This is a genomic window from Streptomyces sp. NPDC007856 (genome assembly GCF_042868225.1).
GTDB lineage: Bacteria > Actinomycetota > Actinomycetes > Streptomycetales > Streptomycetaceae > Streptomyces.
This window is the reverse complement of sequence record NZ_JBIAEC010000025.1, coordinates 36,891-49,419: the sequence shown is the minus strand read 5'-3', so window position 1 is coordinate 49,419 and position 12,529 is coordinate 36,891. Positions and strand designations below refer to the sequence as shown.

The following is a 12,529-nucleotide window of genomic DNA, read 5'->3' as shown; positions in this document are numbered from 1 at the left end:
GCTTCGGCGCTGCCCCCGGTGCGGGCCGCACGGCTCCCCTCGTGCCCCGCCGGGCGCACACTTGTAAGCGGAAGGCCATGCGTCATGAGCCGCACGTGGAGGTGAGCCATGAGCACCCTTGAGCTGCATGTCGACGTCGATGTTCCGGTCGACAGGGCCTGGGAGACGCTTCACCGGGTGGAGAACTACCCGCGCTTCGTGGACGGAGTGCGGGGCGCGCGTACGGAAGCGGGGGGCCGAGCACATCTGGAGGTCGAGACAGGCGGCCGGGCCCGGGAGGTCGAGGCCGAGGTGACCGACCGCGGCGAGCACGTGATGGAGTGGCTCACCACGAGCGCTCCCGAGCTGACGGGCTCCTTCTCGGTCCAGCCGATCGACCAGAATCACACCCGGATCCAGGCACGGCTGGAGTATGACCCCGGCACGGTCCGGGACGCCTTCGGCGGGCCGAAGGGGTTCGCCCAGACGAACGCGATCGAACGGCTCGTCCGCGGCGATCTGGAGCACTTCAAGGAGTACCTGGAACGCGGGTGAGCGGCGCGCACACGGTGAGCGTGGCAGCGCCGGGCGGCGGCTACGCCGGTCAGGTCTCCATCACGGCATCGCAGTCCGGGCAGACCAGAGAGGCGTGTTCCTCGGGGTACCAGGGCGCTCCCGGATGTTCGGCGGGCTTCCAGTCGGTCGTCTCCATGGCGAAGGTGTCCCTGCCACAGAGGGTCCGCGGCCCCGCGGCCGTCCGCGACCCCGGTGCCGCGGGTGCCGCGTGCACCTTGCGGACGCGGCGTTCCACGCCACCCGCCGGCCCCGTGGCCCCGGTGGAGCGTGTTGCGCCCGGCCTGCCGAGTTCGTAGACGACGATCTCGCTCATGTCTCCACCGTAGGCGTCGCCACCTGATGGTGCGGGTGAACCCGGCCGTGAACCCCGTACGCGGAGAACCGGACGATCTCGTGCGGGCCCTGGTGGCCGCCGGGGTCGGGGACGAGCGACTGCTCGCCGCCGTCCGGACGACGCCCCGCGCGGGATTCGTCCCGGCCGACCAGCAGGCCGCCGCCTACTTCGACGTGCCCATTGCGATCGGGCAGGGGCAGGTCACCACCCAGCCCTCGCTGTCCGCCATGATGATCGAGGGCCTTGAGCTGGACGGGTCGGAGCACGTCCTGGAGGTCGGCACGGGCCTGGGCTTCCAGACCGCTCTGCTCGCACAGCTGGCCGCGGACGTGGTCAGCATCGAGATGCGGGCGGACATAGCCCGCGAGGCGCGCGTGAATCTGGCACGTCAGGGCGTGCGGAACGTGCAGCTGCGGGTCGGCGACGGCAGCGGCGGCGTGCCGGACCGGGCTCCGTACGACGCCGTCCTCGTGTCGGCCGCCTTCCCGGAGGTGCCCGCGCCGCTGGTCGCGCAGGTGCGCCCGGGTGGCCGTCTGGTGCAGCCGATCGGGCCGGGGGGACACGAGCAGGTGGTCTGCTTCGGGCGCACCGCGGCGGGGCTGGCGCGGCTGCGGGTGGTGACCTCGGCCTGCTTCGTCCGGTTGCAGGGGCGATACGGCTTCCCCCTCGGCGAGGCGGAGTCGGATCCGGGCTCTCCCTAGTCGTGCGCGACGCGTATCCCTGGTCATGCGTGCCGGTATCCCTAGTCGTCCGCGACGCGAACGACCGCCAGCGTGATGTTGTCGGGGCCGCCCGCGGCGATGGCCGCCTTCCACAGCTCGAAGGCGGCGCGGCCGTCGTCGTGCTCCCGCATCACCTCGTCGAGCACATCCGCGGGCAGCGGATCGGTCAGGCCGTCGGTGCAGACGAGGTAGCGGTCGCCGGGAGACAGGGACTCGGCCGTCACATGGGGGTGGACGGCGCGGTACGAGGGGCTGCCGCCCAGGCACTGGGTGACGATGTGCGTGGTGCGCTGCCCGGGTTCGAGCGGCGGGCTGTCATCGACGCTCACCTGGCGCAGCCCGTCGCGGGAAGCCGCGTAGACCCGGCTGTCCCCCACGTTGAACACCAGCAGCGAGCCGGACTGTACGACGATGCCGGCGACCGTCGTGCCCATGGCGGTGAGCTCGGTCTCCTCCTCGCCGCCGGCGGCCGCGTACACGGCGCGATTGCAGGCGTTCAGGGCGTCGCGGACGGCGTCCTCGCCGCTCAGGGAGGGTCCGACGGACGCGATCCGGCGGGCGACCAGGGCGCTGGCCACGTCGCCGCCGGGATGTCCGCCGAGCCCGTCGGCAACGGCGACGGCAAGGGGCGTGCCGAGCGGGAACATGAGGGTCTGCGGACTCTCCGTCACCGTGGCGCACAGGGTCCACGGCCCGATCACGAGGCTGTCCTCGTTCCGTTCGCGGAGCAGCCCGGGATGACTCAGCGCGCTCACCGCCACGTACCGCATGGAACGCCACCGCCTTCCCGGACGGGCCACGGCAGTCCGCCGGCTCGCTGTCCGCGGCTCAAGGGTAGGCGCTCGCCCCAGGAGCCGAGCTGCGCCGCGGCACCTCGGCGGGGCGTGAGCACAGGCCCCGGTGCCTGGAAACGCGGTGGAGACCGAAGGCCCGCCGTGCCTAGGCTCGCGGGATGAGCACTCGCACCTTCCGAATCACCGTCCGCGGGGCCTTCGACGGTCTCACCGACGCACAGCGGGCCGCACTGCTGGCCGACGCCGCCGAACACGACGTGCTGCGCGCCGCGTTCACCCCCGAAGGCAACCTGACCTACGACATCGCCGCCCGGCCGGCCTTCGTCTTCCGTTTCTCCGCCGCCGGGGAGGAAGAGGAGGACATCCTGGAGGCGACCGAGCGGGCCGAGGAGGCGGCGAAGGCCTGGCTGACCGAGCGCGGCTACGGCTTCAAGAACCTCCGCTCCACCGCCGAGGACCTCTCCCAGGCACCGATGGGCAAGCGGCAGCGACGCGCCGCGCGTGCGAACGGCGCATAAACTTGAGTACTCAAGGAGATCGCAATGAGCGGCCCCGAGGACACCGGGAGCGGGCGGTGAGGGGCCATGAGTGACGCCCTGGACGCGGCACTGCGACTGGTACGGGCCCAGGCGGCGCTCGTGCGGCGCTTCGATTCCCGGCTGAGCGGGTTGCACGGCGTGAGCCTCGCCGACTTCACCCTGCTGCTACGGCTGAGCCAGGCGCCCGGCGGCCGTATGCGGCGGGTCGATCTCGCCGAGGCACTGGGCCTGACGGCCTCCGGGGTCACGCGCGGGCTCGCGCCACTGGAGCGGATCGGACTGGTGACCCGCGAGGCGGATGCCCGGGACGCGCGCGTGGCGTACGCGTCGCTGACCGGGGCGGGCCGCCGGCGGCTGAAGGAGATGCTCACGACGGCCGAGGAGACCGCCACCGAGGTCTTCACGGCCCCGGCGTTGAACACCGAGGACATCACACAGCTGTCGGCCCTGCTGACCCGCCTCGGCGGCACCGGCCTGGCCGGGCCCTGAGGCCCAGCTTCACATCACCGTTTTTCGGCCCCGCCGTGGCGTGAACTCGCGGTGGGGCAGGTCACCTTGAGATGTGGCCGGATTGTGCGGGCCCCCCACACAAGGGCATGGCATGCTCATGGCCGATCACGAGTTACCGGCCGGTTCTACTAACCAGTAGTCAACTCGCCCGGTACCTCTCTGCCACCCCCCACTTCACCCAGGACCGACCATGCGCAGACGCATGCGGCACAGACGTGCCCTGCTGCCCGCCTTCGCCGTGACCACCCTCTTCCTCGCCGCGGCCTGTTCCTCGCCCACCTCGCACGCCGGACCGTCGGCCACCGCGGGGCACGACCGGCAGGTCGAGGTCGCGGACCGCTCCGCCGACGGTGCGGACCACTCGCTCGCCGTCGCCGCCGCACCCGCGACCACCGCCACGACCGCCGCGTCCGCCACGGCGGGGCCGGCCGGCTCCGGGCAGCGGGCGCACAGGACGGCGCTCTCCATCACCTCGTACGACAGCCGCACCCGGCGAGCCGTCCTCACCGACAAGTCCAACAAGCCCGTCCCGCACAGGAGTTCATCCTCTTCGTCCCCGACCACCTCCCCCGTCCCGTCCAGCGCCCCGCACAAGACCTCCGTCGGTGATGTGATCGCCAGTGCGCCCGCACCCGGGGCACCGCACGGGCTGCTCGCCAAGGTCACCAAGGTGCTCGGCGAGACGGACGGCGGGACCGAGGTACAGACGGAACCGGCCACCCTCAACGCGCTGCTCGGCGACGAGACGGCCAAGGGCGCCGTACCGGTCGACCCCTCGTCCTTCGCCGTCGACAAGCTGCTTCCCGGTGTGAAGGTGTCCTGGGCGACGGCCGGCCACCTGCACGCCGGCCCGAAGGGTGCCACGGTGCCGCTCGGCAGCCTCCGGCTCGACGTGAGCGCCGGCATACCGACGGCCCCGAACGCCCCGGTCTCCGCCACCGCCTCGGTGCACGGTTTCGTCCAGGTCGCCCCGCAGGTCGACTTCGCCTACGGCGGCGCCGGTACCGATGCCCCGCCCGGCTCCGCCTACCTCGGCCTGTCCGGCGACTGGACCTCCGGCTGGGCGGTCGAGGGCCGGGCCGCCGCGGCCACCGGCACGCCGCTGCGGATCCCGTTCGCCAAGCTGCACGCCGACCCCGTCCTCCAGGTCGGCCCGGTCCCTGTCGTCGTCAACCTGGACCTGACCGCTTACGTCCAGATCAGCGGCGACGGACGGATCACCGTCGACGTCCAGCAGAGCCTCAAGGGCGGCTTCAAGGCGGGCGGCACCTTCGGCCCGGCCAGGGGCTGGACACCGGTCAGCTCCTCGGACATGACGAGCACGCCCGTGCGCGCCTCCGTCACCGCCGCCGGGAACATGAAGACGGCACTCGGCGCCGAGGCCTCCGTGGGCCTCTACGGCACCGTCGGCGTCACCGCCGACCTGGCGCCGTATCTGCGGGGCGAGGCCTCCGGCACAGTCACCGCCGCCACGGGCGGCGGGGCGAAGGCCTCGGGCGCCTGGGGCGTGTACGGCGGGGTCGATCTGTCCGGGACCCTGCGGCTCCAGCTCTCCGTCTTCGGCACACCGGTCATCCAGCGGAGCATTCCGCTGGGCACTCTGAACCGCGAGTGGAAGCTGGCGGGCGGCACCTTCTAGACACCCGCCTGCGCAGAACTGTCCTGCGCCGCCGGTATCCAGCCCTGGCGGCGCAGCACGGCCGACACGTCCGGCGCCCGGTAGTGCTCGCCCTTGAGGACCTTGCCGTCGGCCCGGCGGGCGACCTGTCCGTCCGGGCCGAGCTTGCTCATGTTGGCGCGGTGGATCTCGGCGATCACCTGGTCGAGATCGATGCCGTGGACCAGCGCCGTGCCGTACGCCACGTAGACCACGTCCGCCAGTTCGTGCGCGAGCTTGTCCAGCGGGCCGTCGACAGCGACCTCGGCGACCTCCGCGGCCTCCTCGGCGAGCAGTGCCCCACGGTGCGCGGCCAGTTCGGGGTCCACCTCGGTCGGCGTACTGCGGGCGTCGAGGCCGAAGGCGAGGTGGAACTCTCGGACGAGGTCTGCGGGCGAAGTGCTCATGCGACGACTGTAACGGCCACCACTGACAGAGCCTTCCGTCCACTTCCGGGCCATGGACCGACCCCGCCCTGGTCAGCGTCGCGCCCGGCCTGGCAGGATCGCCGCATGTCCAAGGTGTTCCCCCGTATCAGCAGGCGCCGGGCGCTGCCGGCCACGGCCGCCGGTGCCGTGGTGCTCGGGCTGCTGCTGTGGTGGCTGCTGCCACTGGGCGAGAAGCCGCCGAGCGGGGAGATCGTCTTCAGCACGGGCACGCCCCGTGGCGTCTACCAGGAGTACGGCGAGCGGCTGCGCGCCGAGTTCGCCAAGGACATGCCCAGCTTGAAGGTGAAGCTGCTGAACAGCGCCGGCTCGCAGGAGAACGTACAGCGGGTGGCGACCGGCAGGGCCGACTTCACCATCGCGGCGGCCGACGCCGTGGAGGCGTACGAGTTGCGGCACGGAGGCGGCGCCGGGCGGCTGCGCGGGGTGGCCCGGCTCTACGACGACTACGTCCACCTCGTCGTGCGCAGCGACTCGGACATCAGAAACGTCGCGGACCTGCGGCACAAGCGGGTGGCGATCGGGCTGCCCGACTCCGGGGTACGGCTGATAGCCGACCGGGTGCTCAAGGCCGCCGGCATCGACCCCCGCAAGGACATCACCCCGGTCGCGGACGGCATCGACACCGGGCCGGACCGGCTGGAGCAGCGCAGGATCGACGCCTTCTTCTGGTCGGGCGGTCTGCCCACCAAGGGACTCGCCGCGCTGGCCCAGAGGGCCGCCTTCAAGTTCGTACCGATCGAGGGCGATCTGGTCACCAAGCTGCACAGCCAGAGCGAGGAAGCGCGCTACTACCGGGCCACCAACATCCCGGAGTCGGCCTACCCGGCCGTGCAGCAGGGCAACGAGGTTCCGACGATCTCCGTCTCCAACCTCCTGATGACCCGCGCGGACATGGACCCCCGGCTCACCGAATGGGTGACCCGCACGGTCATCAAGAGCCGCGACGACATCGGCGCCCATGTCCACTCCGCCCAACTGGTCGATCTGCGCACCGCCATCTACACCGACCCGTTGCCCTTGCAGGACGGCGCCCGGCGCTACTACCGCTCGGTCAAGCCGTAGCCCGGGCGCGCCCCGTTCCGCCGCCCGCGGCGGTGCCCGCCCGGCCCGGCCGCCGCCGACTCCGGCATCGCCGCTGCTCGCTGCGTCAGGATTCCCCGTGCCGAGGCACGGTCACCGTCACCCGCAGCCCCCGCGGCTCGTGGTGGGCGTAGTCGATCGAGCCTCCGCCCGCCATGAGCAACGCACGCACGATGGACAGGCCGAGGCCCGAGCCCTTGATGTTCTGGTGGCGGCCGCTGCGCCAGAACCGGTCGCCCACGCGGGCGAGTTCCTCGTCGGTGAGGCCGGGCCCGGTGTCGGTGACGACGACCGTGGAGCTGTCGCCGTCGGCGGCGACGGTGACCTCCACCGTGCCGCCCTCGGGGGAGAACTTCACGGCGTTGTCGATCACCGCGTCCAGGGCACTGGACAGGGTGATCGGGTCCGCCCAGGCGGTCGTGGGCGGGCAGTCCCCGGTCAGCCGGACCCCCACGGCCTCGGCGGCCGGAGACCAGGCGGCGACCCGCTCCTCGGCGAGGGCGCCGATGTCGGTCAGCCTCAGGTCCGCCTCGGCGTGCTCGGCCAGCGCCAGGTCCAGCAGGTCGTCCAGGACCTGTGCGAGACGTTTGCCCTCGGTGCGGACCGAGGCGATCTCCTCGTTGTCCTCGGGGAGTTCGAGGGCGAGCAGTTCGATGCGCAGCAGCAGCGCCGCGAGGGGGTTGCGCAGCTGGTGCGAGGCGTCCGCGACGAAGGCGCGCTGCTGCTCCAGCACGTCCTCGACGTTGTCCGCCATCTCGTTGAACGAACGGGCGAGCCGTCTGAGTTCCGGCGGCCCGCCACCGACCGCGACCCGTGACTTCAGCCGTCCGGTGGCGATGTCGTGGGTGGTGGCGTCCAGGACCCGTACCGGTCTGAGCACCCAGCCGGTCAGCCGCAGCGCCGCGCCGACGGCCAGCAGCATGGCCGCGATCTCGCCGGCCCCGATGACCAGCCAGCCGCGGAGGATCCGTGAACGCATCTGCCCGGTGGGCGAGTCGGTGACGACGACCGCCACGACGTCCCCGTCCCGGATCACCGGCGAGGCCACGACCAGCCGGCTGCGCTGCCACGGCCACACCTGCCGCGGGTCATGGCTGCGCCGGCTGAGCAGCGCCTCCTCGAAGGCGTTCCGCACCTCCCCCGTCCGCGGGACGAACCAGTCGTCGGGGGCGTTGGCCATCGCCGAGCCGTTGCGGTAGAAGACACCCGAGCGGATGCCGTAGACACCGTAGTAGCTGCCCAGTTCGCTGCGCAGGGCCGCCAGTCGCTCGTCGGTGCTGGTCCGGCGCGATCCGCTGGGCGCGTCGGTGACGAACTGGGCGAGCGCCGCGAAGCGTGCCGTGTCGTCGATGCGGTCGACGACGACCTTCTGCTGCTGCGCGGCGGCCAGGCTGAGGGCGAGCGGCAGCCCGAGGGCGAGGAGGAGGGCCGCCATCAGGACGATGAGCAGCGGCAGGAGCCGTGAGCGCACCCGTCCCCGCTAGGCGGCCGGGGCGACGAGCCGGTAGCCGACGCCGCGTACGGTCTCGATCAGCGCGGGCATGCGCAGTTTGGCGCGCAGGGACGCGACGTGCACCTCCAGGGTGCGGCCGGTGCCCTCCCAACTGGTGCGCCAGACCTCGCTGATGATCTGCTCCCGCCGGAAGACCACCCCGGGGCGCTGCGCGAGCAGGGCGAGCAGATCGAACTCCTTGCGGGTCAGTTGGATGACCGAACCGTCCACGGTGACCTGCCGGGTGGGCAGTTCGATGCGTACGGGACCGAGCAGCAGGGCGCTCTCGCCGCCGGCCGCCGGGTCCTCGTGGACGGTGCGCCGGCTGACGGCGTGGATGCGGGCGAGCAGTTCCCCGGTGTCGTACGGCTTCACCACGTAGTCGTCGGCGCCCAGGTTGAGCCCGTGGATGCGGGAGCGGACGTCGGAGCGGGCCGTCACCATGATCACCGGGGTGCTGGTGCGTTTGCGGATCTTGCCGCAGACCTCGTAGCCGTCCTGGTCGGGCAGGCCCAGGTCGAGCAGGACCACACCGAAACCGTCGCCCTCGGGGACGAGCGCCTGCAGGGCCTCCTCGCCGCTGCGCGCATGAGTGACGTCGAAGCCGTGCCGCGCGAGTACGGCGGACAGGGCCGCGGCGACGTGGTTGTCGTCCTCGACGAGCAGCAGTCTCATCCCGGCCCCCTCCGGTTCAGCGGTCGTACGTCCTGGATTCGCGTGGGCGGTATAGCTCACGCGCGCGTGCACCATGGCAGTGACGCCGATGGACTAGGACGGCGTCAAGAGGGTTCCGGTTGCCCGTCGCTTCCGTTATCCGGCCGATACGCGCAGGGGCGGCATGTGTCACGACACGTGTCCGAGAGCTATCGGATCGTGATGCTCAGATCTCCCTCAGATGTGATGACGCAGGTCACAGCCGCTCACTACTGTCCTCCGAAACCGAGGAGGACGGAGCCCGAGAGCGATGACCAATGTATCGGTGACCAAGGAAGAGGTGGTCACGTCCGGCGAACTGGTCGTCCTGAAGAGCGTCAACAAGCACTTCGGCGCGTTGCACGTTCTCCAGGACATCGACCTGACGATCGCCCGCGGCGAGGTCGTCGTGGTCATCGGGCCCTCCGGGTCCGGAAAGTCGACCCTGTGCCGCACCATCAACCGTCTGGAGACGATCGACTCGGGCACCATCGCCATCGACGGCAAGCCCCTGCCCCAGGAGGGCAAGGAACTGGCGCGGCTGCGGGCGGACGTCGGGATGGTCTTCCAGTCCTTCAACCTCTTCGCGCACAAGACCGTGCTCGAGAACGTGATGCTGGGTCAGCTCAAGGTCCGCAAGGCGGACAAGAAGCAGGCCGAGGACAAGGCCCGGTCCCTGCTCGACCGGGTCGGCGTGGGCACCCAGGCCGACAAGTACCCCGCCCAGCTGTCCGGCGGCCAGCAGCAGCGCGTCGCCATCGCCCGCGCACTGGCGATGGATCCGAAGGTCATGCTCTTCGACGAGCCGACCTCCGCCCTCGACCCCGAGATGATCAACGAGGTCCTCGAGGTCATGCAGCAGCTCGCCCGCGAGGGCATGACGATGGTCGTCGTCACCCACGAGATGGGCTTCGCCCGATCGGCTGCGAACCGTGTGGTGTTCATGGCCGACGGCCGGATCGTCGAAGAGGCTGCGCCCGACCAGTTCTTCAGCAACCCGCGCAGCGACCGGGCCAAGGACTTCCTGTCCAAGATCCTGCACCACTGACGACGCCGGCCGCCCCGCGCCCCTGGGTCGCCTTTCCAGGCCGTGGGTTGCCTTTTCCAAACGGACCTCGTTCCGCACTCCCTCAAAGGATGTTCACCATGAAGCTCCGCAAGGTCACCGCCGCCTCGGCCGCCGTACTCGCGCTCGCCGTGGGCGCCACCGCGTGCGGCGGCGGCAAGAAGGACGACACCGGCTCCTCCGGCGGCGGCAAGAAGATCGCCATCGGCATCAAGTTCGACCAGCCGGGCCTCGGCCAGAAGACCCCGCAGGGCTACTCGGGCTTCGACGTGGACGTGGCCACCTATGTCGCCAAGAAGCTCGGTTACAGCGCGGACCAGATCGAGTGGAAGGAGTCGAAGAGCGCCGACCGCGAGACCATGCTGCAGCGCGGGGACGTCGACTTCATCGCCGCCACGTACTCGATCACGCCGAAGCGTGAGGCGAAGGTCGACTTCGCCGGCCCGTACCTGCTGGCCCACCAGGACGTGCTGATCCGCGCGGACGACAACTCCATCAAGTCGCCGGCGGACCTGAACCAGAAGAAGCTGTGCTCGGTGACCGGCTCGACCTCGGCGCAGAACGTGCACGACAAGCTGGCCCCCAAGGCGCAGCTCCAGCAGTACCCGACGTACTCGGCGTGCCTGACCGGTCTGCAGAGCAAGGCGATCGACGCCCTGACCACGGACGACTCGATCCTCGCCGGCTACGCCGCCCAGGCCCAGTTCAAGGGCAGGTTCAAGCTCGGCGGCTTCAAGATGACCAACGAGAACTACGGCATCGGCGTCAAGAAGGGCAGCGACCTCAAGGCCAAGATCAACAAGGCGCTGGAGGAGATGGTCTCCGACGGTTCCTGGAAGGCGGCCGTGGAGAAGAACTTCGGCCCGGCCAACTACAAGTACGAGCCCGCCCCGAAGATCGGCGACATCAAGAGCTGAGGAAACGCCCGGCAGGTGCGCCGTCCCTGACGGCGGCGCACCAGGGCATCCCTACACGCGGAAGCGCGGGAGACGTGTTCGACTTTCTTGACAAGTACGACGTGCTGGGCGCCTTCTGGACGACGGTGCAGCTCACGCTGCTCTCGGCCGTGGGCTCCCTGGTCTGGGGCACCCTGCTGGCCGCCATGCGGGTGGGCCCGGTGCCGCTGATGCGCGGTTTCGGCACCGCTTACGTGAACATCGTGCGGAACATCCCGCTCACGGTGATCATCCTGTTCGCCTCGCTCGGGCTCAACCAGACGCTGCTCATCGACATGGGCTCGAAGCAGGTCGACACGACCAACTTCCGGCTGGCCGTACTCGGTCTGGTCGTCTACACGTCGGCCTTCGTGTGCGAGGCGATCCGGGCCGGCATCAACACGGTGCCGGTCGGCCAGGCGGAGGCCGCCCGGGCCATCGGCCTGAGCTTCACCCAGGTGCTGGGCCTGATCGTGCTGCCGCAGGCCTTTCGCGCGGCCGTCCTCCCGCTGACCAACGTCCTGATCGCGTTGACGAAGAACACGACGGTGGCGGCCGCGATCGGCGTGGCGGAAGCGGCGCTCCTGATGAAGAAGATGGTGGAGAACGAGGCGCAGTTGCTGCCGATCTCGGCAGTCATCGCCTTCGGGTTCTGCTGCCTGACCCTGCCGACGGGTCTGATCCTCGGATGGGTGAGCAAGAAGGTGGCGGTGAAGCGATGAGTTCGGTCCTGTACGACGCCCAGGGCTCCCGCGCCAAGCGGCGCAACGTCCTGTACACGGCGGGCTTCCTCGTCGTCCTAACGGCCGTCCTGTGGTGGGTGTACAAGGCCCTGGACGACAAGGGCCAGCTGGACTGGGTGCTGTGGAAGCCGTTCTTCAGCTCCGAGGCGTACTCGACGTACATCTGGCCGGGTCTGCAGAACACCTTGAAGGCGGCGGCCCTGGCGATGGTCATCGCGCTTCCGCTGGGCGCCTTCTTCGGCATCGCCCGGCTCTCGGACCATGTGTGGGTGCGGATACCGGCGACGGTCGTGGTCGAGTTCTTCCGTGCGATTCCGGTGCTCGTCCTGATGATCTTCGGCAACGAGCTGTACAGCCAGTACACCAACGTGAGTTCCGACGACCGTCCGCTGTACGCGGTCGTCACCGGCCTGGTGCTGTACAACGCGTCCGTGCTCGCCGAGATCGTCCGCGCGGGCATCCTCGCCCTGCCGAAGGGCCAGTCCGAGGCGGCCATGGCGATCGGTCTGCGCAAGGGCCAGGTGATGCGGCTCATCCTGCTGCCGCAGGCGGTCACCGCGATGCTCCCGGCGATCGTCAGCCAGCTCGTGGTCGTCGTGAAGGACACCGCGCTCGGCGGTGCCGTCCTCACCTTCCCCGAACTGCTCGCGTCGGCGAACACGATGAGCGGCTACTACGGCGCCAACACCATCGCGTCCTTCACGGTGGTGGCGGTGATCTTCGTGATCATCAACTTCTCCCTGACCTCGTTCGCGAGCTGGCTGGAGGGCCGGCTGCGGCGCGGCAAGAAGTCGACCGGGGCGGTGCTCGGCGTCCAGGACGCCGCGGGCATCCCGGGTACGGCGGCGACGGGAGCCGGAGGCTCGGCCGGCGCCGTGGACCTCAGCGGTCCGTTCGTCGGCGGCGGTCATCACAGCGATGGGCACGGGAACTGACGCTCATCCAGGTGACATGAGACGA

15 protein-coding genes are annotated in these 12,529 nt (G+C 70.5%); 10 read left to right on the top strand and 5 right to left on the bottom strand.

The features are described from left to right. Window positions 1-108: 108 nt before the first annotated feature. On the top strand, window positions 109-534 hold the full coding sequence (locus ACFYOH_RS38830; RefSeq protein WP_388635699.1) for an SRPBCC family protein: 426 nt from the start codon (window positions 109-111) through the stop codon (window positions 532-534). 49 nt (window positions 535-583) lie between these two features. On the opposite strand, the gene ACFYOH_RS38825 is transcribed toward ACFYOH_RS38830, so the two are convergent. Further along, window positions 584-868 (bottom strand): hypothetical protein, encoded by a 285-nt coding sequence (locus ACFYOH_RS38825; protein WP_388635697.1) that lies wholly within the window; start codon window positions 866-868, stop codon window positions 584-586. 47 nt (window positions 869-915) lie between these two features. On the opposite strand from ACFYOH_RS38825, the gene ACFYOH_RS38820 reads away from it, so the two are divergent. Further along, the gene (locus tag ACFYOH_RS38820; RefSeq protein WP_388635695.1) at window positions 916-1,590 is read left to right on the top strand and encodes a protein-L-isoaspartate O-methyltransferase; all 675 of its coding nucleotides are present in this window, start codon (window positions 916-918) and stop codon (window positions 1,588-1,590) included. 41 nt (window positions 1,591-1,631) lie between these two features. Here the strand turns inward: ACFYOH_RS38820 and ACFYOH_RS38815 are convergent, their stop codons facing one another. Beyond that, window positions 1,632-2,381 carry a PP2C family protein-serine/threonine phosphatase gene (locus ACFYOH_RS38815; protein ID WP_388635694.1) on the bottom strand — a complete coding sequence of 250 codons (750 nt, stop codon included), beginning with the start codon at window positions 2,379-2,381 and terminating at the stop codon, window positions 1,632-1,634. A 182-nt stretch (window positions 2,382-2,563) separates the two neighbouring features. Here ACFYOH_RS38815 and ACFYOH_RS38810 point away from each other — a divergent pair, with 182 nt between their 5' ends. The 3 genes from ACFYOH_RS38810 (at window position 2,564) to ACFYOH_RS38800 (ending at window position 5,093) form a co-directional block, all read left to right on the top strand. Continuing rightward, window positions 2,564-2,923 carry a DUF6204 family protein gene (locus ACFYOH_RS38810; protein WP_388635692.1) on the top strand — a complete coding sequence of 120 codons (360 nt, stop codon included), beginning with the start codon at window positions 2,564-2,566 and terminating at the stop codon, window positions 2,921-2,923. A 66-nt stretch (window positions 2,924-2,989) separates the two neighbouring features. Beyond that, entirely contained in the window at window positions 2,990-3,433 is a 444-nt protein-coding gene (locus ACFYOH_RS38805) for a MarR family winged helix-turn-helix transcriptional regulator (protein WP_388635691.1), read from the top strand. A gap of 223 nt (window positions 3,434-3,656) precedes the next feature. After that, complete coding sequence (locus ACFYOH_RS38800) at window positions 3,657-5,093, top strand: hypothetical protein (RefSeq protein ID WP_388635689.1); 1,437 nt, start codon at window positions 3,657-3,659, stop codon at window positions 5,091-5,093. On the opposite strand, the gene ACFYOH_RS38795 is transcribed toward ACFYOH_RS38800, so the two are convergent. Next, window positions 5,090-5,518: a MazG nucleotide pyrophosphohydrolase domain-containing protein gene (locus ACFYOH_RS38795; RefSeq protein ID WP_388635687.1), complete on the bottom strand. Its 429-nt coding sequence runs from the start codon at window positions 5,516-5,518 to the stop codon at window positions 5,090-5,092. The genes ACFYOH_RS38800 and ACFYOH_RS38795 overlap by 4 nt on opposite strands. A 105-nt stretch (window positions 5,519-5,623) precedes the next feature. On the opposite strand from ACFYOH_RS38795, the gene ACFYOH_RS38790 reads away from it, so the two are divergent. Further along, a complete protein-coding gene (locus tag ACFYOH_RS38790) occupies window positions 5,624-6,622 on the top strand; it encodes a TAXI family TRAP transporter solute-binding subunit (RefSeq protein ID WP_388635685.1) in 999 nt (332 codons plus the stop codon). Window positions 6,623-6,707: 85 nt separating this feature from the next. On the opposite strand, the gene ACFYOH_RS38785 is transcribed toward ACFYOH_RS38790, so the two are convergent. Both ACFYOH_RS38785 and ACFYOH_RS38780 read right to left on the bottom strand, forming a co-directional pair. Continuing rightward, the gene (locus tag ACFYOH_RS38785) at window positions 6,708-8,111 is read right to left on the bottom strand and encodes a sensor histidine kinase (RefSeq protein WP_388635683.1); all 1,404 of its coding nucleotides are present in this window, start codon (window positions 8,109-8,111) and stop codon (window positions 6,708-6,710) included. 9 nt (window positions 8,112-8,120) lie between these two features. Then, window positions 8,121-8,807 (bottom strand): response regulator transcription factor, encoded by a 687-nt coding sequence (locus ACFYOH_RS38780; RefSeq protein ID WP_388635681.1) that lies wholly within the window; start codon window positions 8,805-8,807, stop codon window positions 8,121-8,123. Window positions 8,808-9,096: 289 nt separating this feature from the next. On the opposite strand from ACFYOH_RS38780, the gene ACFYOH_RS38775 reads away from it, so the two are divergent. From ACFYOH_RS38775 to ACFYOH_RS38760, 4 genes are all read left to right on the top strand, one after another. After that, a complete protein-coding gene (locus ACFYOH_RS38775; RefSeq protein WP_388635679.1) occupies window positions 9,097-9,873 on the top strand; it encodes an amino acid ABC transporter ATP-binding protein in 777 nt (258 codons plus the stop codon). Between the two features lie 98 nt (window positions 9,874-9,971). Further along, entirely contained in the window at window positions 9,972-10,808 is an 837-nt protein-coding gene (locus ACFYOH_RS38770; protein ID WP_388635677.1) for a glutamate ABC transporter substrate-binding protein, read from the top strand. Window positions 10,809-10,882: 74 nt separating this feature from the next. Beyond that, on the top strand, window positions 10,883-11,548 hold the full coding sequence (locus ACFYOH_RS38765) for an amino acid ABC transporter permease (RefSeq protein ID WP_388635675.1): 666 nt from the start codon (window positions 10,883-10,885) through the stop codon (window positions 11,546-11,548). Continuing rightward, window positions 11,545-12,504: an amino acid ABC transporter permease gene (locus ACFYOH_RS38760; protein ID WP_388635673.1), complete on the top strand. Its 960-nt coding sequence runs from the start codon at window positions 11,545-11,547 to the stop codon at window positions 12,502-12,504. The genes ACFYOH_RS38765 and ACFYOH_RS38760 overlap by 4 nt, the downstream gene beginning before the upstream one ends. Window positions 12,505-12,529: the final 25 nt, after the last annotated feature.

Excerpts from the sequence above, each read along its gene's own strand:
- ACFYOH_RS38780 (WP_388635681.1), bottom strand. The coding sequence starts at position 8,807 with ATGAGACTGCTGCTCGTCGAGGACGACAACCACGTCGCCGCGGCCCTG.
- ACFYOH_RS38770 (WP_388635677.1), top strand. The coding sequence starts at position 9,972 with ATGAAGCTCCGCAAGGTCACCGCCGCCTCGGCCGCCGTACTCGCGCTC.
- ACFYOH_RS38800 (WP_388635689.1), top strand. The coding sequence starts at position 3,657 with ATGCGGCACAGACGTGCCCTGCTGCCCGCCTTCGCCGTGACCACCCTC.
- ACFYOH_RS38810 (WP_388635692.1), top strand. The coding sequence starts at position 2,564 with ATGAGCACTCGCACCTTCCGAATCACCGTCCGCGGGGCCTTCGACGGT.
- ACFYOH_RS38795 (WP_388635687.1), bottom strand. The coding sequence starts at position 5,518 with ATGAGCACTTCGCCCGCAGACCTCGTCCGAGAGTTCCACCTCGCCTTC.
- ACFYOH_RS38775 (WP_388635679.1), top strand. The coding sequence starts at position 9,097 with ATGACCAATGTATCGGTGACCAAGGAAGAGGTGGTCACGTCCGGCGAA.
- ACFYOH_RS38760 (WP_388635673.1), top strand. The coding sequence starts at position 11,545 with ATGAGTTCGGTCCTGTACGACGCCCAGGGCTCCCGCGCCAAGCGGCGC.
- ACFYOH_RS38790 (WP_388635685.1), top strand. The coding sequence starts at position 5,624 with ATGTCCAAGGTGTTCCCCCGTATCAGCAGGCGCCGGGCGCTGCCGGCC.
- ACFYOH_RS38830 (WP_388635699.1), top strand. The coding sequence starts at position 109 with ATGAGCACCCTTGAGCTGCATGTCGACGTCGATGTTCCGGTCGACAGG.
- ACFYOH_RS38805 (WP_388635691.1), top strand. The coding sequence starts at position 2,990 with ATGAGTGACGCCCTGGACGCGGCACTGCGACTGGTACGGGCCCAGGCG.
- ACFYOH_RS38815 (WP_388635694.1), bottom strand. The coding sequence starts at position 2,381 with ATGCGGTACGTGGCGGTGAGCGCGCTGAGTCATCCCGGGCTGCTCCGC.
- ACFYOH_RS38825 (WP_388635697.1), bottom strand. The coding sequence starts at position 868 with ATGAGCGAGATCGTCGTCTACGAACTCGGCAGGCCGGGCGCAACACGC.